The following is a 25,349-nucleotide window of genomic DNA, read 5'->3' as shown; positions in this document are numbered from 1 at the left end:
GCTCGTGTCTTCTAACGTGATCCTGGTTCCAAAAAGGACAGGGGGAGCAGATAGATGAGTCACGACGACGTGACGCCAACCCGGCGTCGATCGTTCCGAGTCATCAGCGCGGCGGCCGTCGCCACCGTACTGACCGTCGCCCCGGCCACCGCCGCGTCGGCGGGCGGTCACGGGCATGGCGACCGGTGCGACAAGACCGCCAACGACACGTACGCCGAGGTGCTGAAGTGCGTGACGGTGGACGGCGTGCTGGACCACCTGAAGGCGTTCCAGAAGATCGCCGACCGGAACGACGACGTGTACTACCCGGGCAGTCGTGCCGCGGGCACCGAGGGGTATGCGAACAGCGTCCGCTACGTGTCGGCGCTGCTTCGCAAGGCCGGTTACAAGGTGACTCTGGACCCGTTCGAGTTCACCTTCAACTACCCGGCGCTGCTAGAGCAGCTCACCCCGGCGAACGCGGAGTACGCGACCGGCGCCTTCACCAACAGCCAGTCCGGTGAGGTCACCGGCACGGTCATCCCGGTGGACATCAACCTGACCGGCGACCGGGCCTCCACCAGCGCCTGCGAGGCCACCGACTACACCGGACTGGACTTCACCGGCGCCAACGACATCGCGCTCGTTCAGCGGGGCACGTGCAGCTTCGCCGTCAAGGCACAGACCGCGCAGGCGGCCGGCGCGGAAGCCGTGATCATCTTCAACCAGGGCAACGACCCGACCCGTGAGGGCCTGATCGTCGGCACCCTGGGTGTGGACCACGGTGTCACCATCCCGGTGGTCGGCGCCAGCTTCGCCGACGGTTCGGCGCTGGCCGCGGCCGGCTCGACCGCGCACGTGCTGGTGCTGCCGTCGGAGACCCGGACCGACTACAACGTGATCGCCGACCTGCCCGGCAAGAACAAGAACAACATCGTGTTCGCCGGCTCGCACCTGGACAGCGTGACCGACGGCCCGGGCATCAACGACAACGGCTCCGGCTCGGCCGCGATCCTGGAGACCGCGCTGACCCTGGCCAGGAGCAAGCCGCAGAACAGCCTGCGGTTCGCCTTCTGGGGCGCCGAGGAGGAGGGCCTGATCGGTTCCACGGCGTACGTCGAGGAGCTGCCGCAGGCCGAGAAGGACAAGATCGCGCTGTACCTGAACTACGACATGGTCGGCTCGCCGAACTACATCTTCCAGGTGTACGACGCGGACCAGTCGTCGTTCCCGGCGCCGGTCGTGGTGCCGGAGGGCTCGACCGCGCTCGAGGACCTCTTCGAGTCGTACTACACCTGGAAGGGCCAGCCGTACGACGACGCCGAGTTCTCCGGCCGTTCCGACTACCAGGCCTTCATCGAGGCGGGCATCGCGTCGGGTGGCCTCTTCACCGGCGCCGAGGTCGTCAAGACCGAGGAGCAGGCGGCGATCTGGGGTGGCACGGCGGGCGCGTCGTTCGACCCGAACTACCACCAGCCCGGCGACACGATCGACAACCTGGACCTGAAGGCTCTCGAGATCAACAGCGACCTGATCGCCTTCGCCCAGCTCACCTACGCCTTCTCGACCGAGTCGGTGAACGGTGTGAAGGGCAAGCCGGTCCCCGGTAAGCCGATCAAGCTGCCGGCCCCGGCCGGTCCGGAGGGCACCTTCAACACCGGTGACGGTGGCGCCGAGCACGTCCAGCGCCCGGAGGCGTGACGCACTGAACGCGGAAGGCCCGCCCCGGCATCGGGGCGGGCCTTCCTGCGTTCGCCGCTCAGACGTCGCGGCCGCCCGGCTCGGGCGCCGCGGTCAGGTCCATCAGCTGCTGCTGGACGTGGTTGGTCAGCGCATCCTGGTAGCTGGTGGCGAGCTGGGCCAGCCGCTCGATCTCGTCGAGCGCGGCGGACCGCTTCTCCACCAGGCTGTCCATGGCCTCGGTGTGGTTGCGGCGGGCGTCCGACTCGATGGTGGCCGCCTTGATCTGCGCCTCGCTGGTGAGCTGGTCGGCCTTGTCGCGGGCGTTGGTGATCACCGTCTCCGACTCGCGCTGCGCGTCGCGCATGTGCTCGTCGGCGGTCCGCTGAGCCATCATCAGCACCCGCGAGTTGCGGTCGTCGTCGCCGGCGATGGTCGGCATCGCACCGGACGGGGCGGCCTGGCTGCGCGCCCGCTCGAGCTGGGCCTGCATGCCCCGCGCGTTCTGCTCGGCGCGGGCCCGGGCCTCCTGGAGCCGCTCCAGCTGGGCGGCCAGGTCGGCGAACTCGTTGTTGAGGACCATGGTCGCGGCCGGGTTGCCGCCGCCCCCGCCCCCGCCGCGCGCGAGCGTGTCCTTCAGGGCGCCGTTCTCCTCCAGGAGGCGGGTGAGCTCGCCCTCCACCTCGTCCAGGAAGGCGTCGACCTCTTCCTCGTCGTATCCGCGCTTCCCGATCGGCGGCTTCTTGAACGCCACGTTGTGAATGTCAGCTGGAGTGAGCGGCATCGTGCTCCTCGGTTCCCCTCGTTTGGGTCGTGCGGCCCGAAATCCTACGCAACGGCCCTGTGCCCCTGCCGTGGGCATGATCAAGCAGGCTGGGGCCCCGCGAAATCCCACCGAGACTACCGGCATGCCGCAGCGGCGCGCACGTCCCGGACGTCCGCATCACACTGGAGTTCGCGGGCGCTGAGCAGACTCGCACGTTACCCCGCATCGGCGGCGCGAACGTGATAAAGGCGGATCGCCGGATCCGGCGGACACGGCCCGGCTCCCGGCGTAGATTCGGCGAACATGAGGGCAAGACGATTCGGAATCGTGTTCTGCCTGATCACGGCCATGCTGAGCCCGGTCGCGCCGGCCACCGCCGCCGCGCCGCCCGGTGGGCGTGAGTTCCGGCAGGGATACAAGGACGGCTTCGCGTACGGGATGGAGGCCGCCCGGACCGATTGCAAGAAACCGATCCGGGAGCCGAGCTACAAGGTCGACGACTACATCCGTGGCTACATGGTGGGGCTCGACCGCGGGTTCGACGCCGGTTACAAGCTGTACTGCTAGCGCGCTCAGTGCCAGAAGACGGCGACGGCCGCGTTCACCAGGGTGAGCGTGATGATGCCGATGAAATGACCCTTGTTGACCTCGTCGCGCTTCCGCGGGATGAAGACCATGATGAAGATCATCACAGCGAGGAGCAGCTTGACGCCGAGTTTGACCGGGTTGGGCTCATCGTCGCCGCCGCCACGCAGCGGCGCGGAGAGCGCGATGCCGCTGGCCAGCTGGATGATGGAGCCCCACAGGATCGCCGGGTTGATCCGGAACTTGCCGGACAGGAACTGCGTGATGGCGCCGCCGAGCAGCAGCGCGAACCCGACCAGGTGTATGAAAAGAAGAATCAGCCGCAATGCTTCCACGACTCGGAAGCTTGCCAGGGCGCTCACCTGCGGATCGTCACCGGGGTCCGGCGGACGATCACCGGCTCGGCCGCGAAGAGCAGCAGCGCCGCCAGGGCCAGCAGTCCGCCGGCCAGCGCGGTCGCCCGGGCGCCCGGTCCGCTGAGCACGGCCGCGCCGAGCAGCGAGCCGCCCGCGATGCCGACGTTGAACGCCACCGAGTTGCCGGCCGAGGCCATGTCGGTGCTGCCGGGCGCCACCTCGAGGACCCGGTTCTGGAGGGCCGGGGTGAGCGCGCCGATGCCGAACCCGGTGACCGCCAGCAGGACCGCGGTCACCGAACGGGACTCGCCGGCCGCGTACTGGGCGATCAGGGCGGCCGCGACCAGCAGCACCGATCCGGCGACGGCGCCGCGCTGCCAGCGGTCACCGGCGTAGCCGCCCGCCGCGATGCCCGCGAAATCGGCGATGCCGCGGGCCAGCAGCAGGGGTGCGACGGCGGCGGCCGCGAACCCGGTCACCGCGGTCAGGAACACCTCGGTGTACGTGAAAGCCGTGTACAGCCCGGCCACCGACAGGGTGGTCACCGCGACGACGACGGCGTACCGGCGGGCGTCCGGACTGGTGCCGGTGGCCGCGTGCGTCTCCGCGACCCGTACGTCCGGCATGCCGGCGAGCAGCGTGACGAAGGCGGCCAGCGCGAGCCCGGTCAGGGCCAGGAACGCGGACCGCCAGCCGTACTGCTGGCCCAGCCAGGTGCCGGCCGGGACTCCGAGCATCGGGCCGAGCGACGCGCCCGCGAACACCACGGCGCCGACCCGGCCGCGGACGGTCACGTCGAACATGGCGGCGACGACCGGCGCCACCACGGCCCAGAAGATCGCCTGGGAGAGGGCGGCGCCCAGCCGGGCGGCGAGCAGCACCCCGTAGGTGGGCGCCAGGGCGGACAGCAGGTTCGCCACGGTCAGGGCGAACAGCAGGACGACGAGCAGCCGGCGGCGCGGGACGTTACGGGTGCCGTAGGTCAGGGGGATCGTCACGATCGCGACGGTCACGGCGTACCCGGTGATGAGAAGACCCACGGCCGCGCGCGAGACGCCCAGGTCTCCCGCGATCAGCGAAAGGATGCCGATGGGCATCGTCTCGGTGGCCACGTAGCAGAAGGCCGACGCGGCGAGCGCCGACATCGCGATGATCCGGGTGCGCACCGGCCCACGGTAACGAAACGTCTCGATTTTATGGGGGTACGTCGATCGACAGACCCCGGCGGAACCCGTATGTTAGTCCCGGTTCTCGTCCGGACGACTTTACGGAGTTCACAGCGGTGCACGACCGGGACGATGAGGGATCCAGCCGGCTGCGGATCGGCGGCTGGCTCGCCTCGGGTGGCCGGCCGCCCGCCGAGACCCGGGCACTGCCCGGCCGGCCGAGACGCCGGGCCCTGCCCGCCGCGCCACCGTCGAAGGAGCTCGTGCTCGCGAAACCCGGCGGGGCCACGGACGACATCCACATCGGGCGGCACCGCGCCGGCCGCCGCTGGTGGCGTCTCGCCGCCGCCTCGGCCGTCGCCGTCCTCGTGGTGATCGGCATCGTCCAGCTGGCCGGCGACGGCGACTCGGCCACCACGCCCGCGGCCGTTCCGCCGGCGCCGCTGCCCGGCGACCTCCCCGAGGGCTACTGGTCGTTGACGACCCCGTCGGTGGACCCGGAGGTGCCGGTCTCGATCGCGCCCCCGCCGCCCTCGTTCTCGGCCGGCCCGGTGAACACCCGCGTCCCGGCGACCGCCCCGCACTCCCCCACCGCGACGACGGCGGCACCGGTCACGCCCACGGTGTCGGTCACGGCGGGCACGATCCCGTCGCTGGTCGACCTGAGCACCGAGGGCTCCCGCGACTGGGTGCACTGGGGTCTCACCGGCGCCGACTCGGTGAACCGCCGCGGCGGCGCCACCCAGATCGAGGATCTGGGCGGCAGCCCGCGCGGCCGCTACGACAACAACCCGCAGCTCTACCGCTGGTCCGGCGGCACCCCGACCGCCTCGGCCGGCCGCACCCCGACCGGGGTCTACGCCTGCGGCCAGGGCGCCACCTTCACGCTGCGGGCCCCGGCCGGCCCGGCGACCCGTACGCTGCGTGTCTACGCCGGCGTGTGGATGGCCGCCGGCCGCCTCACCGTAACCGTGGACGGCGCGAGCGCCACCCGCACGCTGGAGAACCGCGAGGCGATCAGCACCCAGCGCTTCGAGATCCGCTACCGCGCCAAGGCCGGCTCCAGGCTGACCGTCACCTGGACCGCCACCGCCGTCCACCACCCCACCTGCGGCAACGTCGACCTCCAGGCCGCCACCCTCAGCTGATCAGGCCAGCAGCGTCTTCCCGGCCGCTACCGCCGCCGCTCCCGGCCCGGACCGCCGGTGACTAGGATGGCGGTGTGAGCGCTGAGGCAATCGGCAGGCAGATGCCAGCAGTCGTGTCGCTCGATGATCTTGCGGCGATGAATGAGGCCGATCCGCATGGCCACCGCTACGAACTCAGCCCCGAGGGAGCACTGTCGGTCATGCCTCCGGCCGATTCCGAGCACGCCGCGATCGCCAGCCGCCTGATGATCTGGCTGGCGATGGCCGGCTGGCCGGCTGATCAGATCCTCCAGGCGGTGGGCATCGAACTCGTCGGCTCTGCGGGTTCGGGCGGCCGGATACCGGACTTGACCCTCTGGTCGGCTGCCCAGCACCAAGGTGTGTGGCTACCGATCACCGACCTGCTGCTGGCCGTGGAGATCGTCTCGCCTGGTTCGGCCGCGATGGACCGGACCGTCAAGGTGCAGGAGTACGCCGCCGCGGGGATCGGGAAGTACTGGCTGGTCGACCGAGACGCCGCGCAGACGGTCACGTTGCACTCGATCGGCCACGACGGCGCCTACGAGGTGACGGCGAAGATGCCCCTCGCCTGGCTGCTCCAGACCGCACCCGCCGACCACGGGCTCGGCACCTGACGGCTACCCGCCCGGGTAGGTGGCCAGGGGGTTGGCGAAGGCGGCCGGGATGTTCTCCGGCTCCAGCGGGCGGCACAGGTGGTAGCCCTGGCCGTAGTCGCAGCCCAGCTCCCGCATCGCGCGGTGCTGTTCCTCGGTCTCGACGCCCTCGACGACGGTGCGCAGTTTGAGGGTGCGGGCCAGTTCGACGACGGTACGGATCACGGCGAGGTCGGCGACGGTGGGTTCGGCGCGGCTGATGAACGTACGGTCGATCTTCAGCTCGTCGACGGGGAGACGTTGCAGGTAGGACAGTGACGAGTAGCCGGTGCCGAAGTCGTCGACGGCCAGGCCGACCCCGAGGTCACGCAGGTCACCGAGGCAGGCGATGGCCGTACGCGGGTCGCTCATCAGCACCGACTCGGTGAGCTCGAGGGTGACCGCGGCGGGCGGCAGCCCGCATTCGGCGAGGGTCCGTTCCACGTCGCCGGTGAACCGCGGGTCGGTGAGCTGGCGCCCGGAGACGTTGACGTTCAGGGTCATCTCGGGGATGGTCCGGCGCCACCGCGCGGCCTGCTCCCCGGCGGCCCGCAGCACCCACCGGCCGATGTCGGTGATCAGCCCGTTCTCCTCGGCGAGCGGCAGGAACTCGGCCGGCCGCACGTAGCCGCGGCCCGGCCGGGACCAGCGGACCAGCGCCTCCACACCGGTGGCGGCGCCGGTCTCCAGGCAGATCAACGGCTGGTAGAGCAGGCGGAACTCGTCGAGTTCGAGGGCGCGCCGCAGTTCGCCGCCGAGGGTGAGCCGGGCCAGCGCGTCGGCGTGCATCCGCGGCTCGAAGAGGATCACCTTGCCGGGGCCGTCCTTCTTGGCCCGGTACATCGCCACGTCGGCGTTGCCGAGCAGGTCACCGGGGTCGGTGCCGGCGGCGCCGGTGGCGATGCCGATGCTGGCGCCGATGAAGACGTCCCGCCCGGCGATCCGGAAGGGCCGCCGCAGCGCCTCGATGATCCGCCAGGCCACCGGCACGGCGTTCTCCGTGGTGGAGCCGCCGAGCAGCACGGCGAACTCGTCGCCGCCGAGCCGGGCACCGGTGCCGGCCGAGCCGAGGCAGTCCCGGATCCGGCCGGCCACGTGCCCGAGCAGGTCGTCGCCGGCCCGGTGGCCGAGGCTGTCGTTGACCGCCTTGAACCGGTCCAGGTCGATGAAGAGGACGCTGACCGGGCCGCCCGCGTCCAGCTTCTCGCCGAGGATCTCCAGGAACAGCACCCGGGTCGGCAGCCCGGTCAGCGAGTCGTGCCGGGCCTCGCGCAGTGACTCGACGAGGGCCAGCCGCTCGGCGGCCTCCCGCTCGCGTTCCTCACGCAGCCGCCGTTCCGCGGTGAGCAGGGCGATGTTGTGCAGCGCGAGGCCCAGGGTCTGTCCCATGGCCTGGAGCAGCTGCCGTTCCTCCGGGGCGAGCGGTTCGCCGGCCCGGGCCACCAGCAGTGTCCCGCGCGGCTCGGATCCGAACCGGGCGACGCTCAGGTGCACCTCGCCGAGGCCGGGCAGGGCGAGGACGCCGGGGGACGGGCCGTCCGGCAGGGCGCCTTCCAGCAGGTCCCGGTCGACGCCGCGGACCACGTCGACGCCGCCGCCGGACAGCATCGCCGCGACCTCGGCCTCCAGGACCTCGGCGGCCCGTTCGACGGCCACGGTGATCGCGGCCTGTTCGTCGCGGGGCTCGCAGACCGCCGCGAAGAACTCGGTGAGCTGGTGCGTGGACCAGTGGTTCACAGATTCTCCCTCAGGCCAGCGCGAGCGTGACCACGGTGAAGTGGTGCATGCCCAGGGCGCCGCGGACCCGGGCGAACTCCCCGTTGGTGTAGAACCCGGCGAACGGCACGTCCGGCAGCGCTTCGAGCAGCCCGTCGCGCTCGCGGCCGACGCCGTCCTCGCCGAGGGTGACCCGGCGGGCCGAGCAGTCGAAGACCAGGCTGCCCAGAGCCGGGCGGCCGGCCAGCATGTCCAGCGCCTGCCGGCCGGACTCGCCGGCCGCGGCGGCGAGCGCGCCCGGGTCGGTCTCCATGAGCCAGGCGAGCGCGCCCTCCGGTACGTCGGCCAGGCAGACCACGGAACGGTCCGACCGGTCGCCGTCGTGGATCACCCGGATGTCCTCGCCGCTGCGCCGGGACAGGCCCAGCGGGTGCGGGAACGTCACCTGCCGGAACGCGTCCGGGTCGTCGAGGATCGACTCGTCCAGGCCGAGCAGCCGCAGCAGCACGTCGAGCGCCGGTTCACCGTCCAGCTCGTGGACCCGGCCGCCCTGGCTGCGGGTGACGATCATCGCCGAGCCGGTCTTGCGCCAGCCGTGGGAGATGCCCACCCCGAGCGGCGCGTCCGAGCCGATGGCGACGCCGACCAGCGCGTCGGACAGGATCTCCACGCCGTCGCGGCCGCCGTGGAACTGGTAGGTGCGCGTGAAGGTCAGCTGGTCGCCGGCGCAGCCGCCGACCAGGGGGACGGCCGCGCCGGCCACCGAGAACGCGCCGCGCACGATCTCGTGCTGGTTGCCGGCCAGGCCGTCGCCGAGCATCAGCAGCGCCCGGTGCGGGTGGCCGACCGCGCCGAGGCACGACGCGGCCTCGACGCCGGAGTCGCGCAGGCGGTTCGAGATGTCGCGGGAGACATGGGTACGGACGGTGAAGCCGGCCCCGCCCCAGGCCGCCACGACCACACCGTCCTTGCTGGTGGCGCCGCCGGACAGCTGTCCCGAGGTGCTGCATCCGACGATCACGGTGTCCGCGGCGACCCGCTCACGGACGGCGTCGAGCATCTCCGCCGTGTGATGGCCGACCGAGCAGAACACGAACACCACTACCGGGTCGGTTCCGGTGATCGCGGCCGCGGCCGCCTCGGCTCCCGCGGCGCCCGGGTCGGTGAGCGTGCTGTGCCCCGTGCCGAACCAGCGGCCGTCCCGGTGAGTGCTGACACTGCGATCCATGTCGCAGTGAATCGGCAGGGGGCCACCGGGCCTGAGAAAGATCGTGGGGTCAGGCGGCGGGGGCGTCGTAGCGGTCGCGGACGAAGCGGCCCAGGCGGGCGGCGAAGCGGCCGATCGTGGTGGCGGCGGCATGGCGGGAGTCCCAGACGGCGACCAGCCGGATGGAGAGCCGGCGGCCGTTCGCCTCCACCCCCAGCGGGGTCAGGCCGAAGCGGGGATCGTCCGAGGCGATGGCGATTCCCCGCCCCGCGGCGGCCAGTGCCTGGGCGACGGTGCCGTTGGCCGCCTCGACGGCGGAGATCCCGGGCATGACGGCGTCGAGGGCCTGCCGCGCGGTGAACGTCTTCGGCAGCAGGATCAGCGTCTGGGTGAGCAGCTCGGCGAGTGTGACGGCCTCCCGCCCGGCCCACTGGTGGCCGGCGGGAACGTAGGCCCACACCGGCAGCACCGCGAGGGACGTCTGGTGGAACGGCGGTGACGCGGGAGTCGTCCCGATGGCCAGATCGGCGCCCAGCCGGAGGGTCTCCGCCGGGGAGAGACCGTCCGCCCCCAGTACGTCGGTGGTCGGGTCGTCCGGGGCCAGGGTGGCGATGAACGGCGCCACCACGTCGGTCAGCGTCACGGTCGGCGCCCCGATGGTCAGCCGTTCGAGACGTCCCTGCGCGTGGAAGGACGCCGCCACCCTCAGCGCGTCGGCACGTTGTAGCAGGTCACGGGCTTGCGGCAGGAGCGCCCGCCCGGTGGTCGACAGCTCCAGCCGGCTGCCGGCCCGGTCGAAGAGCGGCACGCCGAGATCCTTCTCCAGCTGGCGGAGCTGCCGGGACAGACCGGGCTGGGTGAGATGCAGCCGGGCGGCCGCGCCGCTGACCGTGCCCGCTTCGGCGGTGGCCACGAAATAGCGCAGGTGCCGCAACTCCATCATGCCTCCCAGGCATAGGTGGGCTGCCCAGATGGTAATGGACGGGCATGGTCTCCGGTTCGAGACTGGACCGCGTGAGCACCCTCTTTCCCGTGGTCGACCCCGCCACGTTGCAGACCATCACGGAGGTCCCCGACCAGGGCGTCGCCGACGCGCGGGCCGCTGTCGACGCGGCCTCGGCGGCGTTCCGGAGCTGGGCGGGGACCGCGCCCCGGCGGCGCTCGGAGATCCTGTACCGGGCGTTCGAACTGATGCTGCGCGACCGCGACGAGCTGGCCGCCCTGATCCGGCGGGAGAACGGCAAGTCCCTGTCCGACGCGTTCGGCGAGGTGACGTACGCGGCCGAGTTCTTCCGGTGGTTCGCCGAGGAGGCGGTCCGGCCCGGCGGCGACTTCGGCGAGTCCCCGGCCGGCGGTACCCGTACCCTGGTCACCCACCGCCCGGTGGGCGTGGCCGCGCTGGTCACGCCGTGGAACTTCCCGGCCGCGATGATCACCCGCAAGATCGGCCCGGCGCTCGCCGCCGGCTGCACCGCGGTGGTCAAGCCGGCCGCCGAGACCCCGCTCACCGCGCTCGCCATCGGAGAGCTGCTCCGCGAGGCCGGGCTGCCGGACGGGGTGGTCACCGTGGTCACCACCACCGACTCCTCCGGTGTGGTCGGGGCGTGGCTGAACGACCAGCGGGTCCGGAAGATCTCCTTCACCGGCAGTACGGCGGTGGGCCGGGTGCTGCTGCGGCACGCCGCCGACCGGGTGGTCAACTCGTCGATGGAGCTGGGCGGCAACGCGCCGTTCATCGTGGCCGACGACGCCGACCTGGACGCCGCGGTGGCCGGGGCGATGATCGCCAAGTTCCGCAACGGCGGGCAGGCGTGCACCGCGGCGAACCGGTTCTACGTGCACGCCGCGGTGGCCGGGGAGTTCACGGCCCGGTTCGGCGCCGCCGTCGAGAAGATGCCGGCGGACGCCATCGGGCCGCTGATCAGTGCGGCCGCGCTGCGGCGGGTCACCCGTACCGTGGCGGAGGCCGTCGCGGCGGGCGCCCGGATCAGCCACCGTGCCGCCGTCCCGGACGGGCCGGGCTGGTTCTACCCGCCGACCGTGCTGACCGGCGTGCCGGCGGACGCGGAGATCCTCCAGGAGGAGATCTTCGGCCCGGTGGCCGCGATCACCACCTGGACCGGCGAGGACGAGCTGCTCGACCTGGTCAACGACAGCGAGTACGGCCTGGCCGCGTACGTCTTCTCCGGTGATCTGGCCCGTGCCCTGCGTCTCGGCGAGGCGATCGACGCGGGCATGGTGGGCGTCAACCGCGGGCTGGTGTCCGACCCGTCGGCGCCGTTCGGCGGGGTGAAGCAGAGCGGCCTGGGCCGTGAGGGCGCCCGGGACGGCCTGCGCGAGTTCCAGGAGACGCAGTACCTGAGCGTCGACTGGCCGTGATCCAGGTCGCTCCCTGACGGCTCGTGGAGCGGCCCGGCGATCGGATAGCGTCGGTCCGTTCCACGGCACGGGAGAAGACACATGAAGCGTTACGTAGCGATCGGCGACAGCTTCACCGAGGGCCTCGGTGACACGCTTCCGGACGGCACCGAGCGTGGCTGGGCCGACCTGGTCGCCGCCGGCCTGGCCGCCGACGGTCCGGTGGAGTATGCGAACCTCGCCATCCGCGGCCGCCTCCTGGAGCCGATCGTCCGCGATCAGCTCGAGGCCGCCCTGGCCCTGTCCCCCGCGCCGACGCTGGTGTCCTTCAACGGCGGCGGCAACGACATGCTGCGCCGGGGCGCCTCGGTGGAGCACCTGATCGACCTCACCAAGCAGGCCGTCCGGCGCTGTTCGGAGGCCGGGGTGCCGCTGCTGCTGCTGAGCGGCGCCGACCCGTCCGACCACCTGCCGTTCGGCAGCACCTTCCGGCAGCGCGGCGAGCAGCTCACCGCGGCCGTCGAGGCTCTGATGCCGCTGGACGGGGTCACCTTCGTCGACTGTTTCCGTGACCGGGAGCTGCGCCGCCGTGTCTACTGGTCGGCTGACCGGCTGCACCTCAACGCGGCCGGGCACCGCCGGGTCGCCTCGCTGATCCTGGCCGCGCTGGGTCTGCCGGTGCCGCCGCATGTGCTCGACCCGGGGCCGGCGCCCGCGTTCCGGCTGCTCACGGAGGCGCGCTACTACGGCGAGCACGTGCTGCCCTGGATCGGGCGGCGGCTGCGGGGGCGCTCGTCCGGTGACGACCGGGCCCCAAAATACTCCGACTGGACGCCGATCACCGCCTGATCTCACCGAAATGCCGCTCTTGCTCGGATCCGGGGCTAATTAAGACGGATGACGCCTATAAAAGGGAGGTAGGAAAAGCCGCATGCGCAGGTGAGGAGCGTGCATGACTACCGTCGCCCCGAGGCCGGTGCCGATCCGGCCTCAACCGGTTCGCCGGCAGGTGAGAGGGTCTGCGCTGGCCCGTATCCTGCGGACCACGGACGCGAAACAGATCGGGATCATGTACATGATCACGTCTGTCGTGTTCTACATGGTCGGCGGGCTGATGGCCCTGCTGATGCGCGCCGAGCTGGCCAAACCGGGCATGCAGATCCTGTCGCCGGAGCAGTTCAACCAGCTGTTCACCATGCACGGCACGGCCATGCTGCTGTTCTTCGCCACCCCGATCGTGTTCGCCTTCGCCAACTACGTGGTGCCGATCCAGATCGGAGCGCCGGACGTGGCGTTCCCACGGCTCAACGCGCTGGCGTACTGGCTGTACCTGTTCGGCACGCTGACCGCCATGAGCGGGTTTCTCACCCCCAGCGGGGCGGCGGACTTCGGGTGGTTCGCGTACACGCCGCTGAGCAGCTCGCTGCACTCGCCGGGCATCGGCGGCAACGCCTGGGTGGTCGGCCTGGCGATCGGTGGCCTCGGCTCGATCCTCGGCGCGGTCAACCTGATCACCACGATCCTGTGTCTGCGCGCGCCCGGCATGACCATGTTCCGGATGCCGATCCTGACCTGGAACATGCTGGTCACCAGCCTGCTCGTGATCCTGATCTTCCCGTTCCTGGCGGCCGCGCTGTTCGCCCTGGCCGCCGACCGGATGCTCGGCGCGCAGGTCTTCAACGTGGAGACCGGTGGGCCGATGCTCTGGCAGCACCTGTTCTGGTTCTTCGGGCACCCCGAGGTGTACGTCATCGCGCTGCCGTTCTTCGGCATCATCACCGAGGTCGTCCCGGTCTTCAGCCGTAAGCCGGTGTTCGGCTACAAGGGCCTGGTCGCGGCCACCCTGCTGATCGGCGCGCTGTCGATGTCGGTGTGGGCGCACCACATGTTCGCCACCGGCCAGGTGCTGCTGCCGTTCTTCAGTCTGCTGAGCTTCTTCATCGCGGTGCCGACCGGCATGAAGTTCTTCGTCTGGATCGGCACCATGTGGCGTGGGCAGATCAGCTTCGAGTCGCCGATGCTCTGGGCGATCGGCTTCATGGTGACGTTCCTGTTCGGCGGCCTCTCCGGCGTCCTGCTGGCCTCGCCGCCGATCGACTTCCACGTCTCCGACTCGTACTTCGTGATCGCCCACTTCCACTACGTGCTCTTCGGCACGATCGTGTTCGCGGTGTTCGCCGGCATCTATTTCTGGTTCCCGAAGATGTTCGGCCGGATGCTCGACGAACGCCTCGCCAAAGTCCACTTCTGGCTCACGATGATCGGCTTCCACGGCACGTTCCTGGTGCAACACTGGCTCGGCACCCAGGGCATGCCCCGGCGGTACGCCGACTACCTGCCGAGCGACGGGTTCACCTTCCTCAACACGTTCTCCACGGTCTTCTCCTTCATCCTGGGCATCGCCACGCTGCCGTTCGTCTACAACGTGTGGAAGTCGTACAAGATCGGCAAGGTGGTCACCGCCGACGACCCGTGGGGCCACGGAAACTCGCTGGAGTGGGCCACCAGCACCCCGCCGCCGCTGCGCAACTTCGACCACATGCCGCGGATCCGCTCCGAGCGCCCGGCCTTCGACCTGAAGTTCCCGCACCTGGCCGCCGGCGAGCAGTCGCTGGCCGGCCCGCCCGAGGGCGGCGCCCGCCCGCTCCACAAGGAGTCCGACGGCGGCGCCACCTACAGCGAGGACATCGGCACCGACGTGGACCGCTGACCACGGCCGGCCCCAGGCCTGTGTGGTCAGGCCTGGGGCAGCACCCGGGCGATCTTGATCGTGTCGCTGGAGCCGCCGGTGGCCGGATAGGCGGCGCTGCCGTCGCTGTACGGCTTGAAGGCCTGGTAGGCGTGGTCCTTCACGGCGATCGACAGGCGGCCGCCGACCGCCTTGCCGGTCCCGGCGTCGTAGACCTGCGCGCCCATCGACGAGCCGGACTGCCAGGAGAGGAGCATCCGGTTCGGGCCGTAGGAGACCAGGTGCGGATGGGCCGACGAGATCCCGGTCCGGACGGTGCTCGTGGACCTGCCGGTGGTGAACTTCTCGAGGCGGACGCCGCCGCCCTGGCTCCACGCGGTCCAGTAGCCCTTGGACTTGGCGAGGACCAGGTCGCCGCCGAAGAGGGTGCCGTCGCAGGTGCCGGCCGCCACCGTACGGTACGGGCCGGGCTGGGCGATCCGGCAGTCGTTGTCGGTGGCGCAGACCGTGACGAACCGTTTGGTACGCGGGTCCCAGACGATCCGGGACGTCCAGGCGTGGCTGCACCCGACCTCGAAGGCGTCCTTGTGCCCGCTGACCAGCTTGCCGGCCTTGTTGACCACCTGCATCCGGTCGCCCTCGTGCACGTCGACGCAGTTGCCGTTCTTGACGGTGATCGCCACCCCGAAGTAGGCCGCCCAGTCGGAGCCGTTGGTGGCGAGGCGGCCGTGGTGCTGGTACCACCAGATGAAGCGGGCGCCGTCGTCGTACCCGGTGCGGCCGCCGGTCAGGTTGGTGACCTGGCGTTCCCAGACCAGCTTGCCGTTGTTGTCGAAGCGGATCATGTGCATGGTGTTGCACGGGCTGGACTCGCCGCCGCAGAGCGGGCCGCTGCCGCAGGCGCCCTTGCGGGTGAGCAGGAGGACCCCGCCGTTCGCGTCGGCCTGGACGTCCTGGAGGTCGATGCCGGTGAAGCTGGTGGTGGCGCCGGTCAGCTTGTCGTCGCAGCCGAGTCTGCCGAGATGGACCTTGCCGTCGGTGCCGAGCCAGGCGAGCCAGGAGCCGCCGTCGGGGCGGGCCGCGATGGCCATCGGCAGCTTCTCGGTGTCGCCCTCGCCGCCGTACCCGACCACCTTGGCGGGAAGCTTGACCGTGGTGACTCCTGCGACCGGCTTGGCGGAGACCTTCCGGGCGCAGGCGCCGGCGGTCTTCACCGTGGCGCTCGGGGCGGCCGCGCTCGGGGCCGCGGCGGTCGGTGCGGAGGCCGCGACCGAGGCCCCTGCGGAGGAGGACGAGGTTGCCGCCACAGGCGTGCCGGCGGCGGCCTCCTCCTCCTCTGCCGGAGTCGAGCAGGCGCCGACCGCGAGCACGGCCACGATCGCGGTTGTGACCGCTATCAGGCGACGGTTGAGCATGTCCTTTTCCTCGATTGTTTTAAGTTTTTCTTAGGGGCGTCTTAAATGCACGCCAATGCGGCGCGCCGAAAGACATTACCCGTTTTTCTCCCTCGATCAAAGTCGCATCTACCTGCTCATATAGATGCGACCAAATAAGAAAGAAAGCGAATCAGGACAGGCCGAGCGCCGGCTTGCCCGGAACGCTGGTCCCGGCGTGCAATTCGGCGAGGGCCCGGCGGGCGTCGACTGCGCCGTCCGCGGTGAGGCGGTAGAACCGGCGGGCCGGGCGGCCCTGCTCGGCCGGGTCGATCTCCTCCCACCGGGCCTCGACCCAGCCGGCCTCCTGGAGGCGGTGCAGGATCGGGTAGAGGCTGCCGCTGGCCAGCCCGGTGACCTGCATGAGCTCGAGACCGTACCGGTCGGCACCCGGGTCGGCGAGCAGCGCGGCGAGGATTCGCGCGGTTGGAATCGTGATCCGCATCCGGTCACTCTATCGAAACTCTACATAGGGTCAAGAGCTGCCCTTCTGAACCCTGCGGTGGCCGCTCACGTAACCAGTCCCATCGGCAGCCTCATCCCCCGCCCGCGACGCCCGAAGGAGTGCATCGTGAGCTTCGACCAGCACATCTCCGTCTTCGACCTGTTCTCAGTGGGCATCGGCCCGTCCAGCTCGCACACTGTCGGCCCGATGCGGGCGGCCCGTCTCTTCGCCGGCCGCCTGGCCGACATTCCGGACATCCGGAGTGTCCGTGCCGAAATGTTCGGCTCGCTCGGCGCGACCGGCCACGGCCACGGGACGCCGAAGGCGGTTCTCCTGGGCCTGGAAGGCGACACCCCCGAGACGGTGGACGTGATCTCGGCGGACGCGCGGGCCGCCCGGATCCGCGCCGACGGCCGGCTGCGGCTGCTACGGGAGCGGGAGATCGACGTCGAGCTGGTCCTGCACCGCCGCCGGACCCTGCCCGGTCACCCCAACGCCATGCGCTTCACCGCCTTCGGCGCCGACGGCGCGGAGCTGCTCGCCGAGACCTGTTTCTCGGTCGGCGGCGGCTTCGTGGTCCAGGAAGACCATGCGGCGGTACGGGAGACGCGCGGCCCGGTCCCGTACCCGTTCTCCTCGGCGGCCGAACTCCTGGCGCTGACCCGGACCACCGGCCTGTCGATCCCCCGGCTGATGCTGGCGAACGAGGAGACGCTGCGCACCGAGTCGGAGATCAAGTCGGGCCTGCTGGACATCTGGCAGGTGATGCGGGACTGCGTCGACGCGGGCCTGGACGCCGAGGGCGTGCTGCCCGGCGGCCTCAAGGTGCGCCGCCGGGCCGCCACCACGGCCCGCCAGCTGCGGGTCGCCGGTGAGCCGCCCGAGGTCGCGATGGAGTGGCTGACCGTCTACGCCATGGCGGTGAACGAGGAGAACGCGGCCGGCGGCCGGGTGGTGACCGCCCCCACCAACGGCGCGGCCGGCATCATCCCGGCCGTGCTGCGCTACTACCTGGACTTCGTGCCCGGCGCGGACAAGGAGGGCGTGGTCCGCTACCTGCTGACGGCCGGCGCGATCGGCCTGCTGTTCAAGCGCAACGCCAGCATCTCCGGCGCCGAGGTGGGCTGTCAGGGCGAGGTGGGCTCGGCGTGCGCGATGGCCGCGGCCGGCCTGGCCGAGGTGCTCGGCGGCACCCCGGAGCAGGTGGAGAACGCCGCCGAGATCGGCATGGAACACAACCTGGGCCTCACCTGCGACCCGGTCGGCGGCCTCGTACAGATCCCGTGCATCGAGCGCAACGGCATGGCCGCGGTCAAGGCCGTCACCGCCGCCAAGATGGCGCTGCGCGGCGACGGCCGCCACCACGTCTCCCTCGACAAGGTCATCAAGACCATGAAGGAGACCGGCGCCGACATGAAGGACAAGTACAAGGAGACGGCCCGCGGCGGTCTGGCCGTCAACGTCACCGAGTGCTGACTTCTTGACAACGAAGTTACGGGCATCAACACTTCGAAACATTCCCCCGTAGCGTTAGCGCTAACATTTTCGGAGATCTGATGCCCAGAGTCCTCACCCGCATCAGCACGTTCCTCGCCACCCTCGTCCTCCTCCTCACCGGCCTGGCCGCTCCGGCCAGCGCCCTCGACCCGTTCACCGGCTACCTGATGGCCCACTTCATCGGGGAGTCCAGCCAGGGCGAACAGATCTACCTGGCGCACAGCAAGGACGGCCGCAACTGGACCGACCTCAACGGCGGCGGCCCGGTGCTGCTCTCCACGGTCGGCACCAAGGGCGTCCGCGACCCCGCGATCGTCCGCTCCCCCAACGGCGACAAGTACTGGATCATCGCCACCGACCTGCGCATCGCCAGCGGCACCTCGTGGGGTGACGCGTCCAGCAAGGGCAGCGTGAACCTGGTCGTCTGGGAGTCCTCTGACCTGGTCAACTGGTCGGTGCCCCGGCTGATCAACGTGGCCGGCGGCATCTCCGGCGCCGGTGACGCGTGGGCGCCGGAGGCCATCTGGAACCCGGCCACCAACGACTACGTCATCTACTGGGCCACCAACTCCCTGCTCAACGGTGTGACCAAGCACCGGATCTGGTACGTGCGGACCAGCGACTTCCGGACCGTCACGGCCCCGCAGCTCTACATCGACCGGGGCACCGGCCAGGGCATCATCGACACCCAGATCATCGAGGTGGCGAGCAGCCTGGGCGGCTACCGCTACTACCGGGCCTCGGCCGACGGGCAGATCACGATCGAGGGCAGCAACACGATCCTCGGCACCTGGACGAAGATCGGCGACCTCCAGCACCTCGGCATCTCCAACGGCGCCACCGGCGGCAACGTGGTCGAGGGCCCGATGTGGGCGCAGACCAACGGCGCCAGCGAGTGGCACCTGTGGGTCGACCAGTACGCGACCGGCCGCGGGTACATGCCGGTGCGCTCCACGAACCTGGGCAGCACCGCGAACTTCGCCACCCGTACCGACTACAGCCTGGGCACCACCAAGAAGCGGCACGGCTCGATCATGAACCTGACCGCCGCCGAGGAGTCCCGGGTGCTGGCCAAGTGGGGCAGCGGCACGACGACCCTGAAGCGGATCCAGTCGTACAACAACCAGACCCGGTACGTGCGGCACTCCAACTTCGACGTACGGATCGACGCCAACGTGAGCCCGCTGCTGGACTCGCAGTTCCGGATCGTGCCGGGCCTGGCGAACAGCTCCGGTTACGTCTCCTTCGAGTCGGTCAACTACCCCGGCTACTACCTGCGGCACTACGCCTACGACGGGCAGCTGGCCGCGAACGACGGCACCACCACGTTCGCCGCGGACGCGACGTTCAAGCAGGTGGCCGGGCTGGCGGACAGCACCTGGTCGTCGTTCCAGTCGTACAACTACCCGACCCGCTACCTGCGGCACTACAACTATCTGCTGAGGGTCGACCCGATCAGCACCACCACCGAGAAGGCCGACGCCACGTTCCGCATCACCAGCTGATTGCCGAAAGGGGGCCGCCCGGCCCCCTTTCTCTCTGGCACTTACCTTGCGGCGCAAGGTACCTTGTCTGCATGAGCGATGACGCGGCGCTGACCACAGCCCTGCGCCGGGGCACCATTGAGTACTGCGTGCTCGCCCTCCTCGACAAGCGCGAGCTCTACGGCGTCGAGTTGGTGCAGCAACTCAGTGGTTCCCTCGGCATGTCCACCAGCGAGGGGACGATGTATCCCCTGCTGTCCCGCCTGCGGCGCAACGGGAGGATCGCGACCACCTGGCGCGAGGCGCCCGCCGGGCCGCCCCGGCGCTACTACACCCTCACATCGGACGGCGAGGCGGCTCTCACCCACTTCCGCACCGAGTGGGTCGCCTTCCGCAGCGGCGTCGACCGCATCCTGGGAACGGAGAGCAAGTAATGACCCAGACCGACCAACTGGTCACCGACTACCTGGCCCGGGTCGAGCGGGCCGCGGCCGGCCTGCCCGCCGGGCGGCGCGAGGAACTGCTCGCCGACCTGCGCGAGCACATCGACATCGCGCGGGCCGAGTCCGGGGCGGAGACCGAGGCCGACATCCGTACGATCCTGGACCGCCTCGGCGACCCGGAGAGCATCGTGGCGGCCGCCGACACCCAGACCGACCTGCCCCGGGTGCCCGCCGCCCCGCTGTATGCGGCCGCTCCCCGGCGCCGGTTCCCCTGGCTGGTCCTGACCATCGTGGCGGCAGTGATCGGCACCGTGATCCTGTTCTGCGGTTTCGTCATGTTCGCGGTCCGGTCCGACGGCGGGGTGGACAAAGCGCCGGTGTACCCGGCACCCACCGCGGTCGAGGTCTCGCCCGGACCCTGATGATCGATTCGTGGGTATCCTCCGGGTTCCCACGGATATGCGAGGCGTACTGACGCTTGGAAGGATTGGGCGCATCTCGTCGCCTGGCCGAGGGAGGCCCGCCATGAGGTTCGCCCGTCCCGCCGTCGTCACCGCGCTCGCCGGTGTGCTGCTGCTCGCCGCGTGCGGCTCCGAGCCCGAGCCGGTGGCGGCGCCACCGCCGTCCGCCCCGCACACCGGGCACAGCTCCGGTTCGGCGCCGCCGCCCACCCCACTGCGGGAGGGCGAGCGGTTCGTCGAGGTGGGCCTGACCCAGCCGTACACTCCGGCCGCGCCGAACGGCGGCACCGACGAGTACCGGTGCTTCCTCGTCGACCCGGGGCTGACCGAACCGGCCTACCTGACCGGCAGCCGGTTCCTGCCGCAGAACGCGGCGATCGTGCACCACGCGATCTTCTACCGGCTCGACCCGGAGCAGGCCAAGGCGGCCGCGTCGGTGGACGCCGAGGCGCCCGGCGAGGGCTGGACCTGCTTCGGCGACAGCGGGGTGCAGGGCGAGACCGCCTGGGTGGCGCACTGGGCGCCGGGCGCCGGCGAGACCCTGATGCCGGACGGTTTCGGCTTCGCGATGCCGCCCGGCAGCAAGCTGGTCATGCAGGTCCACTACAACCTGCTGGGCGCCGGCGACGGCGGGCCGGGATCCGACACGTCCGGCATGCAGATGCGCCTGTCGGCCGCCGGCGCGAAGCTGAAGCCGCTGGCCACCGGCCTGGTCATGGCGCCGATCGAGCTGCCCTGCGAGCCCGGCGGCACCGGCCCGCTGTGCGACCGGGAGGCCGCGATCGCCGACGTCGCCAAGCGGTTCGGGCCGGAGTCCGCCGAGACGGTGCACCAGCTCAACCAGTGGTGCAACCAGGGCGGCGCCCCGAAACCCGGCACCACCCAGAGCTGTGACCAGCCGATCGAGCAGGGCGGCACGGTGTACATGGCGGCCGGGCACATGCATCTGCTGGGCCGGTCGATCAAGGTCGAGCTGAACCCGGGCACGGCCAACGCCCAGACGGTCCTCGACGTGCCGGAATACAACTTCGACGGCCAGGCGCTCGTACCGCTGAAGAAGCCCTTGAAGATCGCCAAGGGTGACGTGGTCCGGGTGACCTGCACCCACGACGCCACGCTGCGCAAGCAGCTCCCGCAGTTGCAGTCGCTGCCCTCCCGGTACGTGGTGTGGGGCGAGGGCACCAGCGACGAGATGTGCCTGGGAATCCTGGTCGTCGCGCCGGAATAGTGGGTACCGGTACTCCCATGACGGAGTACGGCATCCACGCCTCACACGAGCAGATCCCACCCGGCGCGCTCCTGGAGGCGGTCGTCGCCGCCGAACGCGCCGGGTTCGGTGCCGCGATGTGTTCCGACCACTTCTCGCCGTGGAGCGCCCGCCAGGGCCAGTCGGGTTTCGCCTGGTCCTGGCTGGGCGCCGCGCTCCAGGCCACGAACCTGTCGTTCGGGGTGGTGACCGCGCCCGGCCAGCGCTACCACCCGGCGATCATCGCGCAGGCGATCGGCACCCTGGGCAGCATGTTCCCCGGCCGGTTCTGGGCGGCGCTGGGCAGCGGCGAGTTCAGCAACGAGCACATCACCGGCGGGAAGTGGCCGCGCAAGGAGGTCCGCAACGCCCGGCTGCGCGAGTGCGCCGACGTCATCCGCGACCTGCTCGGCGGCGCGGAGGTGTCCCGGGACGGGCTGGTCACCGTCGACCGGGCGCGACTGTGGACCCACCCATCGACGCCGCCCTCACTGATCGGCGCGGCGGTCAGCGTGGCGACCGCCCGCTGGTGCGCGGAATGGGCCGACGGGCTGGTCACGGTCAACGCCCCGGAGCCGCACCTGCGCGAGATGATCGCGGCGTACCGGGCGGCCGGCGGGCGCGGTCCGCTCTGCCTCCAGGTGCACCTGAGCTGGGCGCCGACCGAGACGGAGGCCGAGGCGATCGCCCTCGACCAGTGGCGGAGCAACTGTTTCGACCCGCCGGTCTGCTGGGATCTGGCCACCGCCGAGGAGTTCGACGTGGTCTCCGAGCACGTGACGGTCGACCGGGTGGCACGGGTCGTGAACATCTCCGCCGACCTCGGCCGGCACACCGAACTGCTGCGCGGGTACGCCGATCTCGGTTTCGACCGCATCTACCTGCACCACGTGGGTCAGGACCTGATGCCGTTCATCGAGACGTTCGGCGCGAAGGTCCTGCCCGGTCTGCGCTAGATCCTTCGTGGTCGAGGTCCGCGTTTCGCTTCCGCTTCTTTCCCGGTACGCGTGACGTCGTCCCGCCTCATCTGTCCCGTTCCGTCCGGTCGGCGCGATCTTGCTGCCCACTCCGGCCTTTGCCGCGCCCGCCGGGCGTAGATCGGTGCCCGGGCGACTCCCTCCAGTGCCGTCGGTCGCGCCGGGCGGGCGGTAGCGGTTGTGATCGCCAGGCACCCGAGCCGCTACTCCCGGCCGTCACGCCAGTCACGCCAGGCGGGTGGTTGCGGTAGTGATCGCCAGGCACCCAAGCCACTACTCCCGACCGTCACACCAGTCACGCCAGGCGGGTGGTTGCGGTAGTGATCGCCAGGCACCCAAGCCACTACTCCCGACCGTCACACCAGTCACGCCAGGCGGGTGGTTGCGGTAGTGATCGCCAGGCACCCAAGCCACTACTCCCGACCGTCACACCAGTCACGCCAGGCGGGTGGTTGCGGTAGTGATCGCCAGGCAACCGGGCTGCTGCTCCCGACCGTCACGCCGGTCACGCCGAGTGGTTGGTGGCGCTTGACGCCGGTCGCGCCACGGGAATCCACCGAGAGTCACCCACCGTGAGCATGGCGGTGAGTGCGTGGAGGCGCGTGGAACATCGGTGCCGTTCCGCCCATCTCGATCCTCCACAAGGGCCGGTGGGCGGGGCCCCTCGCTTACACGGAGTGTCGGCCAGGCGGGTTTGTGGGGTGAGCGGGCACGAAAGCCGTCGGGTGGACGGCCGTCACTGCGATGGGCGGGGGTTGGCGCACACGCTGGCGATGTCGTGGTCGCCTACCTGCCCTATAACGGTGGTGCCCGCACATGCGGCGACTTGCGTGTGCGGCCGCCGGCCCCGACGGGACCGCGGATGACGATCACCGTGACCGGCGCAACGGCCGAGAGCGGCAACCCGGGTGCCTGGCCAGCACCACCGCAACCAACCGCCCACAGCGACCGGCGCAACGGCCGAGAGCGGCAACCCGGGTGCCTGGCCAGCACCACCGCAACCAACCGCCCAGCGTGACCCGGTCCGCCGAGGGTGGGAGCCGGCGCCCCGGCCGTGACCGGCGGCGAAAGAGGGGGCCGGCCTGGCCACCGATCTACGCCCGGCGGGGGCGGCACAGGCGGGAGCGGGCAGCAAGCGCGTGCCGACCGGGCGGGACGGGACAGGTGAGGCGGGACGACGTCACGCGTACCGGGAAAGAAGCGGAAGGGGAACGCGGACCTCGACCACAGACGGGCGCCCGGTCATGAGAGTCAGGCCGTCACGGCCCGGGCCAGGGTGATCAGCGATGCCACGCACAGCGCGGCCAGCACCACCCGGCGGAACAGGTCCGGGTCGGTGAGCCGGGCGAAGAGCCGGTCACCGGCCCACCAGCCGCCCACGACCGCGGGCAGCCCGGCCAGCGCGATCACGCCGGCCCGGGTGGTGAACTGGCCGGCCAGCACGAACCCGGCGACACCGAGCGGGCCGACCACCATGAAGATGGCGGCGAGGGTGGCCCGGAACTGCCGGGGCGGCAGGCCCATGGCGCTGAACGCGGCGGCCATCGGCGGGCCGTTGACGCCGGTCGCCGTGGTCAGCAGGCCGGAGACGAACCCGGAGGTCAGCATGGCGGCCCGGCCGCCGCGGATCCGCAGGCCACGCCAGATGGCGGCGGCGCCGGCGAGCACGCAGAACGCGATCAGGACGGTCAGCGACCGGGCCGGGAGAACGGTGAGCAGCAGCAGCCCGAACGGCAGCCCGGCCAGGCCGGCGGCGAGCACGGTGCGGGCGGTCCGCCACCGTACCGCGCCGTGGTCGCGGGCCACCGCGACCGCGTTGATGAGGCAGGCCAGCACGGACGAGCCGACGACCGCGTCCACCGGTCCGGCCACCAGTCCCAGGAGGGGAACCGCCAGCAGGGAGAAGCCGAAACCGGTGGCCGCCTGTGCCAGGGCGGCCGCGGCGAGGATGCCGGCCGCCCCCAAGATCATCGAACTGTTCACGGAACATGACTCTATGTCGGTGTTTGACTACCGCATCGACAAGCATTAAACAGTTCGGTAGGTCCCGTCGGATCTACGAGAGGACCCGTTCCGTGGATCCGTTCGCGAGGGTGCCGCTGGGCGGCACCGATGTCACCGTCACCCGGCTCGGCATGGGGCTGGCGCCGATCGGCGGCCTGTATTCGGCGGTCGGCGACCGGACCGGGGTGGCCGCCGTCGACGAGGCCTGGCAGCGGGGAGTGCGGTTCTTCGACACCGCCCCGCTGTACGGCGCGGGCCTCTCCGAACGGCGGGCCGGCACCGCCCTGCGGGAGCACTCGCGCGACGGCTACACGCTCGCCACGAAGGTCGGCCGCCGCCTGACGCCCGGCCGCCCGGATCCGGCCGACATCTGGGCCGAGGCCGGCGAGACCGTGCTGACCTGGGACTTCTCCGCCGATGGGGTGTACGCGTCGTTGCACGAGAGCCGGGAACGCCTGGGCGTGGACCGGATCGACGTGCTGCATCTGCACGATCCGGACGACCACTTCGAGGCGGCCGCCGGCGAGGCGCTGCCGGCCCTGGTGCGGCTGCGGCGGGAGGGCGTGATCGGGGCCGTGTCCGCCGGGATGAACCGGTCGGCGATGCTCACCGCGTTCGCCCGGACCGGCCAGTTCGACTGTTTCCTGCTGGCCGGGCGCTATTCGCTGCTGGACCAGTCCGGGCTGGCCGACCTGCTGCCGGAGTGCGAGCGGCGCGGCGTCTCGGTGATCGTCGGCGGCGTCTACAACTCGGGTGTGCTGGCCGATCCGGTGCCGGGCGCCACCTACGACTACCGGCCCGCCGCTCCCAACGTGATCGCCCGCGCGCAGGCCATGGAGCGGCTCTGCGACCGGTACGACGTACCCCTGCGCGCCGCGGCCCTGCAGTTCCCGCTCGGCCACCCGGCGGTCGCGTCGGTGCTGGTCGGCATGCGCTCGCCGGAGGAGGCCGCGGACGCCGCGGCGATGGCGTCGGTGAAGATCCCCGGCGGTCTCTGGCGTGACCTGGTCGCCGCGTGGTTGCTCGACCCCGAGGTGCCGGTGCCGTGAACAAGCG

The 25,349-nt window shown here is 71.0% G+C and carries 23 protein-coding genes; 14 read left to right on the top strand and 9 right to left on the bottom strand.

Features of this window, described 5'->3' with window-relative positions:
* The first annotated feature begins 54 nt into the window (after nucleotides 1–54).
* The gene (locus BJ964_RS20045; protein ID WP_188122085.1) at nucleotides 55–1,680 is read left to right on the top strand and encodes a M28 family metallopeptidase; all 1,626 of its coding nucleotides are present in this window, start codon (nucleotides 55–57) and stop codon (nucleotides 1,678–1,680) included.
* A 58-nt stretch (nucleotides 1,681–1,738) separates the two neighbouring features.
* Here the strand turns inward: BJ964_RS20045 and BJ964_RS49115 are convergent, their stop codons facing one another.
* The gene (locus tag BJ964_RS49115) at nucleotides 1,739–2,413 is read right to left on the bottom strand and encodes a DivIVA domain-containing protein (protein WP_407650812.1); all 675 of its coding nucleotides are present in this window, start codon (nucleotides 2,411–2,413) and stop codon (nucleotides 1,739–1,741) included.
* Between the two features lie 315 nt (nucleotides 2,414–2,728).
* Between BJ964_RS49115 and BJ964_RS20035 the strand changes: the two genes are divergently transcribed.
* Complete coding sequence (locus tag BJ964_RS20035) at nucleotides 2,729–2,992, top strand: hypothetical protein (protein ID WP_188122083.1); 264 nt, start codon at nucleotides 2,729–2,731, stop codon at nucleotides 2,990–2,992.
* 5 nt (nucleotides 2,993–2,997) lie between these two features.
* Here the strand turns inward: BJ964_RS20035 and BJ964_RS20030 are convergent, their stop codons facing one another.
* Together BJ964_RS20030 and BJ964_RS20025 are read right to left on the bottom strand one after the other, a co-directional pair.
* Entirely contained in the window at nucleotides 2,998–3,345 is a 348-nt protein-coding gene (locus BJ964_RS20030) for a hypothetical protein (RefSeq protein ID WP_188127048.1), read from the bottom strand.
* Between the two features lie 23 nt (nucleotides 3,346–3,368).
* A complete protein-coding gene (locus tag BJ964_RS20025) occupies nucleotides 3,369–4,532 on the bottom strand; it encodes an MFS transporter (RefSeq protein WP_188122082.1) in 1,164 nt (387 codons plus the stop codon).
* A gap of 116 nt (nucleotides 4,533–4,648) precedes the next feature.
* Here BJ964_RS20025 and BJ964_RS20020 point away from each other — a divergent pair, with 116 nt between their 5' ends.
* Together BJ964_RS20020 and BJ964_RS20015 are read left to right on the top strand one after the other, a co-directional pair.
* Nucleotides 4,649–5,680, top strand: a complete 1,032-nt coding sequence (locus BJ964_RS20020; RefSeq protein ID WP_188122081.1) for a hypothetical protein — start codon at nucleotides 4,649–4,651, stop codon at nucleotides 5,678–5,680.
* A 137-nt stretch (nucleotides 5,681–5,817) separates the two neighbouring features.
* The gene (locus BJ964_RS20015; RefSeq protein ID WP_229807366.1) at nucleotides 5,818–6,315 is read left to right on the top strand and encodes a Uma2 family endonuclease; all 498 of its coding nucleotides are present in this window, start codon (nucleotides 5,818–5,820) and stop codon (nucleotides 6,313–6,315) included.
* 3 nt (nucleotides 6,316–6,318) lie between these two features.
* Here the strand turns inward: BJ964_RS20015 and BJ964_RS20010 are convergent, their stop codons facing one another.
* Genes BJ964_RS20010 through BJ964_RS20000 form a run of 3 tightly spaced genes read right to left on the bottom strand, consistent with a single transcriptional unit; the run spans nucleotide 6,319 to nucleotide 10,196 of the window.
* The gene (locus BJ964_RS20010) at nucleotides 6,319–8,070 is read right to left on the bottom strand and encodes a putative bifunctional diguanylate cyclase/phosphodiesterase (protein WP_188122080.1); all 1,752 of its coding nucleotides are present in this window, start codon (nucleotides 8,068–8,070) and stop codon (nucleotides 6,319–6,321) included.
* Between the two features lie 10 nt (nucleotides 8,071–8,080).
* Nucleotides 8,081–9,277 carry an FIST signal transduction protein gene (locus tag BJ964_RS20005; RefSeq protein WP_188122079.1) on the bottom strand — a complete coding sequence of 399 codons (1,197 nt, stop codon included), beginning with the start codon at nucleotides 9,275–9,277 and terminating at the stop codon, nucleotides 8,081–8,083.
* Nucleotides 9,278–9,326: 49 nt separating this feature from the next.
* Entirely contained in the window at nucleotides 9,327–10,196 is an 870-nt protein-coding gene (locus tag BJ964_RS20000; RefSeq protein ID WP_188122078.1) for a LysR family transcriptional regulator, read from the bottom strand.
* Between the two features lie 74 nt (nucleotides 10,197–10,270).
* On the opposite strand from BJ964_RS20000, the gene BJ964_RS19995 reads away from it, so the two are divergent.
* From BJ964_RS19995 to ctaD, 3 genes are all read left to right on the top strand, one after another.
* A complete protein-coding gene (locus BJ964_RS19995) occupies nucleotides 10,271–11,635 on the top strand; it encodes an NAD-dependent succinate-semialdehyde dehydrogenase (RefSeq protein ID WP_229807365.1) in 1,365 nt (454 codons plus the stop codon).
* Between the two features lie 81 nt (nucleotides 11,636–11,716).
* On the top strand, nucleotides 11,717–12,463 hold the full coding sequence (locus tag BJ964_RS19990) for an SGNH/GDSL hydrolase family protein (protein ID WP_188122076.1): 747 nt from the start codon (nucleotides 11,717–11,719) through the stop codon (nucleotides 12,461–12,463).
* 103 nt (nucleotides 12,464–12,566) lie between these two features.
* Nucleotides 12,567–14,324, top strand: a complete 1,758-nt coding sequence (ctaD, locus tag BJ964_RS19985) for an aa3-type cytochrome oxidase subunit I (RefSeq protein ID WP_188122075.1) — start codon at nucleotides 12,567–12,569, stop codon at nucleotides 14,322–14,324.
* A gap of 26 nt (nucleotides 14,325–14,350) precedes the next feature.
* Here the strand turns inward: ctaD and BJ964_RS19980 are convergent, their stop codons facing one another.
* A complete protein-coding gene (locus BJ964_RS19980) occupies nucleotides 14,351–15,718 on the bottom strand; it encodes a hypothetical protein (protein ID WP_188122074.1) in 1,368 nt (455 codons plus the stop codon).
* 151 nt (nucleotides 15,719–15,869) lie between these two features.
* Nucleotides 15,870–16,181 (bottom strand): PadR family transcriptional regulator, encoded by a 312-nt coding sequence (locus BJ964_RS19975; RefSeq protein WP_183217945.1) that lies wholly within the window; start codon nucleotides 16,179–16,181, stop codon nucleotides 15,870–15,872.
* 126 nt (nucleotides 16,182–16,307) lie between these two features.
* Here BJ964_RS19975 and BJ964_RS19970 point away from each other — a divergent pair, with 126 nt between their 5' ends.
* From BJ964_RS19970 to BJ964_RS19945, 6 genes are all read left to right on the top strand, one after another.
* Entirely contained in the window at nucleotides 16,308–17,657 is a 1,350-nt protein-coding gene (locus BJ964_RS19970) for an L-serine ammonia-lyase (RefSeq protein ID WP_229807364.1), read from the top strand.
* 80 nt (nucleotides 17,658–17,737) lie between these two features.
* Nucleotides 17,738–19,183: a glycoside hydrolase family 43 protein gene (locus BJ964_RS19965; RefSeq protein ID WP_188122073.1), complete on the top strand. Its 1,446-nt coding sequence runs from the start codon at nucleotides 17,738–17,740 to the stop codon at nucleotides 19,181–19,183.
* Between the two features lie 71 nt (nucleotides 19,184–19,254).
* Complete coding sequence (locus BJ964_RS19960; protein ID WP_188122072.1) at nucleotides 19,255–19,596, top strand: PadR family transcriptional regulator; 342 nt, start codon at nucleotides 19,255–19,257, stop codon at nucleotides 19,594–19,596.
* Nucleotides 19,596–20,027 (top strand): HAAS signaling domain-containing protein, encoded by a 432-nt coding sequence (locus BJ964_RS19955; protein ID WP_188122071.1) that lies wholly within the window; start codon nucleotides 19,596–19,598, stop codon nucleotides 20,025–20,027. The genes BJ964_RS19960 and BJ964_RS19955 overlap by 1 nt, the downstream gene beginning before the upstream one ends.
* A 103-nt stretch (nucleotides 20,028–20,130) precedes the next feature.
* Nucleotides 20,131–21,294: a monooxygenase gene (locus BJ964_RS19950; RefSeq protein WP_188122070.1), complete on the top strand. Its 1,164-nt coding sequence runs from the start codon at nucleotides 20,131–20,133 to the stop codon at nucleotides 21,292–21,294.
* A gap of 17 nt (nucleotides 21,295–21,311) precedes the next feature.
* Entirely contained in the window at nucleotides 21,312–22,268 is a 957-nt protein-coding gene (locus BJ964_RS19945; protein ID WP_188122069.1) for a TIGR03885 family FMN-dependent LLM class oxidoreductase, read from the top strand.
* 1,272 nt (nucleotides 22,269–23,540) lie between these two features.
* Here BJ964_RS19945 and BJ964_RS19940 read toward each other — a convergent pair.
* On the bottom strand, nucleotides 23,541–24,272 hold the full coding sequence (locus tag BJ964_RS19940; protein WP_188122068.1) for a sulfite exporter TauE/SafE family protein: 732 nt from the start codon (nucleotides 24,270–24,272) through the stop codon (nucleotides 23,541–23,543).
* 92 nt (nucleotides 24,273–24,364) lie between these two features.
* Between BJ964_RS19940 and BJ964_RS19935 the strand changes: the two genes are divergently transcribed.
* Complete coding sequence (locus BJ964_RS19935) at nucleotides 24,365–25,342, top strand: aldo/keto reductase (protein WP_229807029.1); 978 nt, start codon at nucleotides 24,365–24,367, stop codon at nucleotides 25,340–25,342.
* Nucleotides 25,343–25,349 lie beyond the last annotated feature (7 nt).

Source organism: Actinoplanes lobatus (assembly GCF_014205215.1).
In the GTDB taxonomy this organism is placed as follows: domain Bacteria; phylum Actinomycetota; class Actinomycetes; order Mycobacteriales; family Micromonosporaceae; genus Actinoplanes; species Actinoplanes lobatus.
Note: the sequence above shows the minus strand (reverse complement) of the source record. Positions and strands in the feature narration are given on the sequence as shown.

Bases quoted from the DNA above. Each gene is read 5' to 3' on its own strand.
- BJ964_RS20045 (WP_188122085.1), top strand. From the start codon at position 55: ATGAGTCACGACGACGTGACGCCAACCCGGCGTCGATCGTTCCGAGTC.
- BJ964_RS20035 (WP_188122083.1), top strand. From the start codon at position 2,729: ATGAGGGCAAGACGATTCGGAATCGTGTTCTGCCTGATCACGGCCATG.
- BJ964_RS20015 (WP_229807366.1), top strand. From the start codon at position 5,818: ATGAATGAGGCCGATCCGCATGGCCACCGCTACGAACTCAGCCCCGAG.
- BJ964_RS20005 (WP_188122079.1), bottom strand. From the start codon at position 9,277: ATGGATCGCAGTGTCAGCACTCACCGGGACGGCCGCTGGTTCGGCACG.
- BJ964_RS20000 (WP_188122078.1), bottom strand. From the start codon at position 10,196: ATGGAGTTGCGGCACCTGCGCTATTTCGTGGCCACCGCCGAAGCGGGC.
- BJ964_RS19990 (WP_188122076.1), top strand. From the start codon at position 11,717: ATGAAGCGTTACGTAGCGATCGGCGACAGCTTCACCGAGGGCCTCGGT.
- ctaD (WP_188122075.1), top strand. From the start codon at position 12,567: ATGACTACCGTCGCCCCGAGGCCGGTGCCGATCCGGCCTCAACCGGTT.
- BJ964_RS19980 (WP_188122074.1), bottom strand. From the start codon at position 15,718: ATGCTCAACCGTCGCCTGATAGCGGTCACAACCGCGATCGTGGCCGTG.
- BJ964_RS19975 (WP_183217945.1), bottom strand. From the start codon at position 16,181: ATGCGGATCACGATTCCAACCGCGCGAATCCTCGCCGCGCTGCTCGCC.
- BJ964_RS19965 (WP_188122073.1), top strand. From the start codon at position 17,738: ATGCCCAGAGTCCTCACCCGCATCAGCACGTTCCTCGCCACCCTCGTC.
- BJ964_RS19960 (WP_188122072.1), top strand. From the start codon at position 19,255: ATGAGCGATGACGCGGCGCTGACCACAGCCCTGCGCCGGGGCACCATT.
- BJ964_RS19955 (WP_188122071.1), top strand. From the start codon at position 19,596: ATGACCCAGACCGACCAACTGGTCACCGACTACCTGGCCCGGGTCGAG.
- BJ964_RS19950 (WP_188122070.1), top strand. From the start codon at position 20,131: ATGAGGTTCGCCCGTCCCGCCGTCGTCACCGCGCTCGCCGGTGTGCTG.
- BJ964_RS19945 (WP_188122069.1), top strand. From the start codon at position 21,312: ATGACGGAGTACGGCATCCACGCCTCACACGAGCAGATCCCACCCGGC.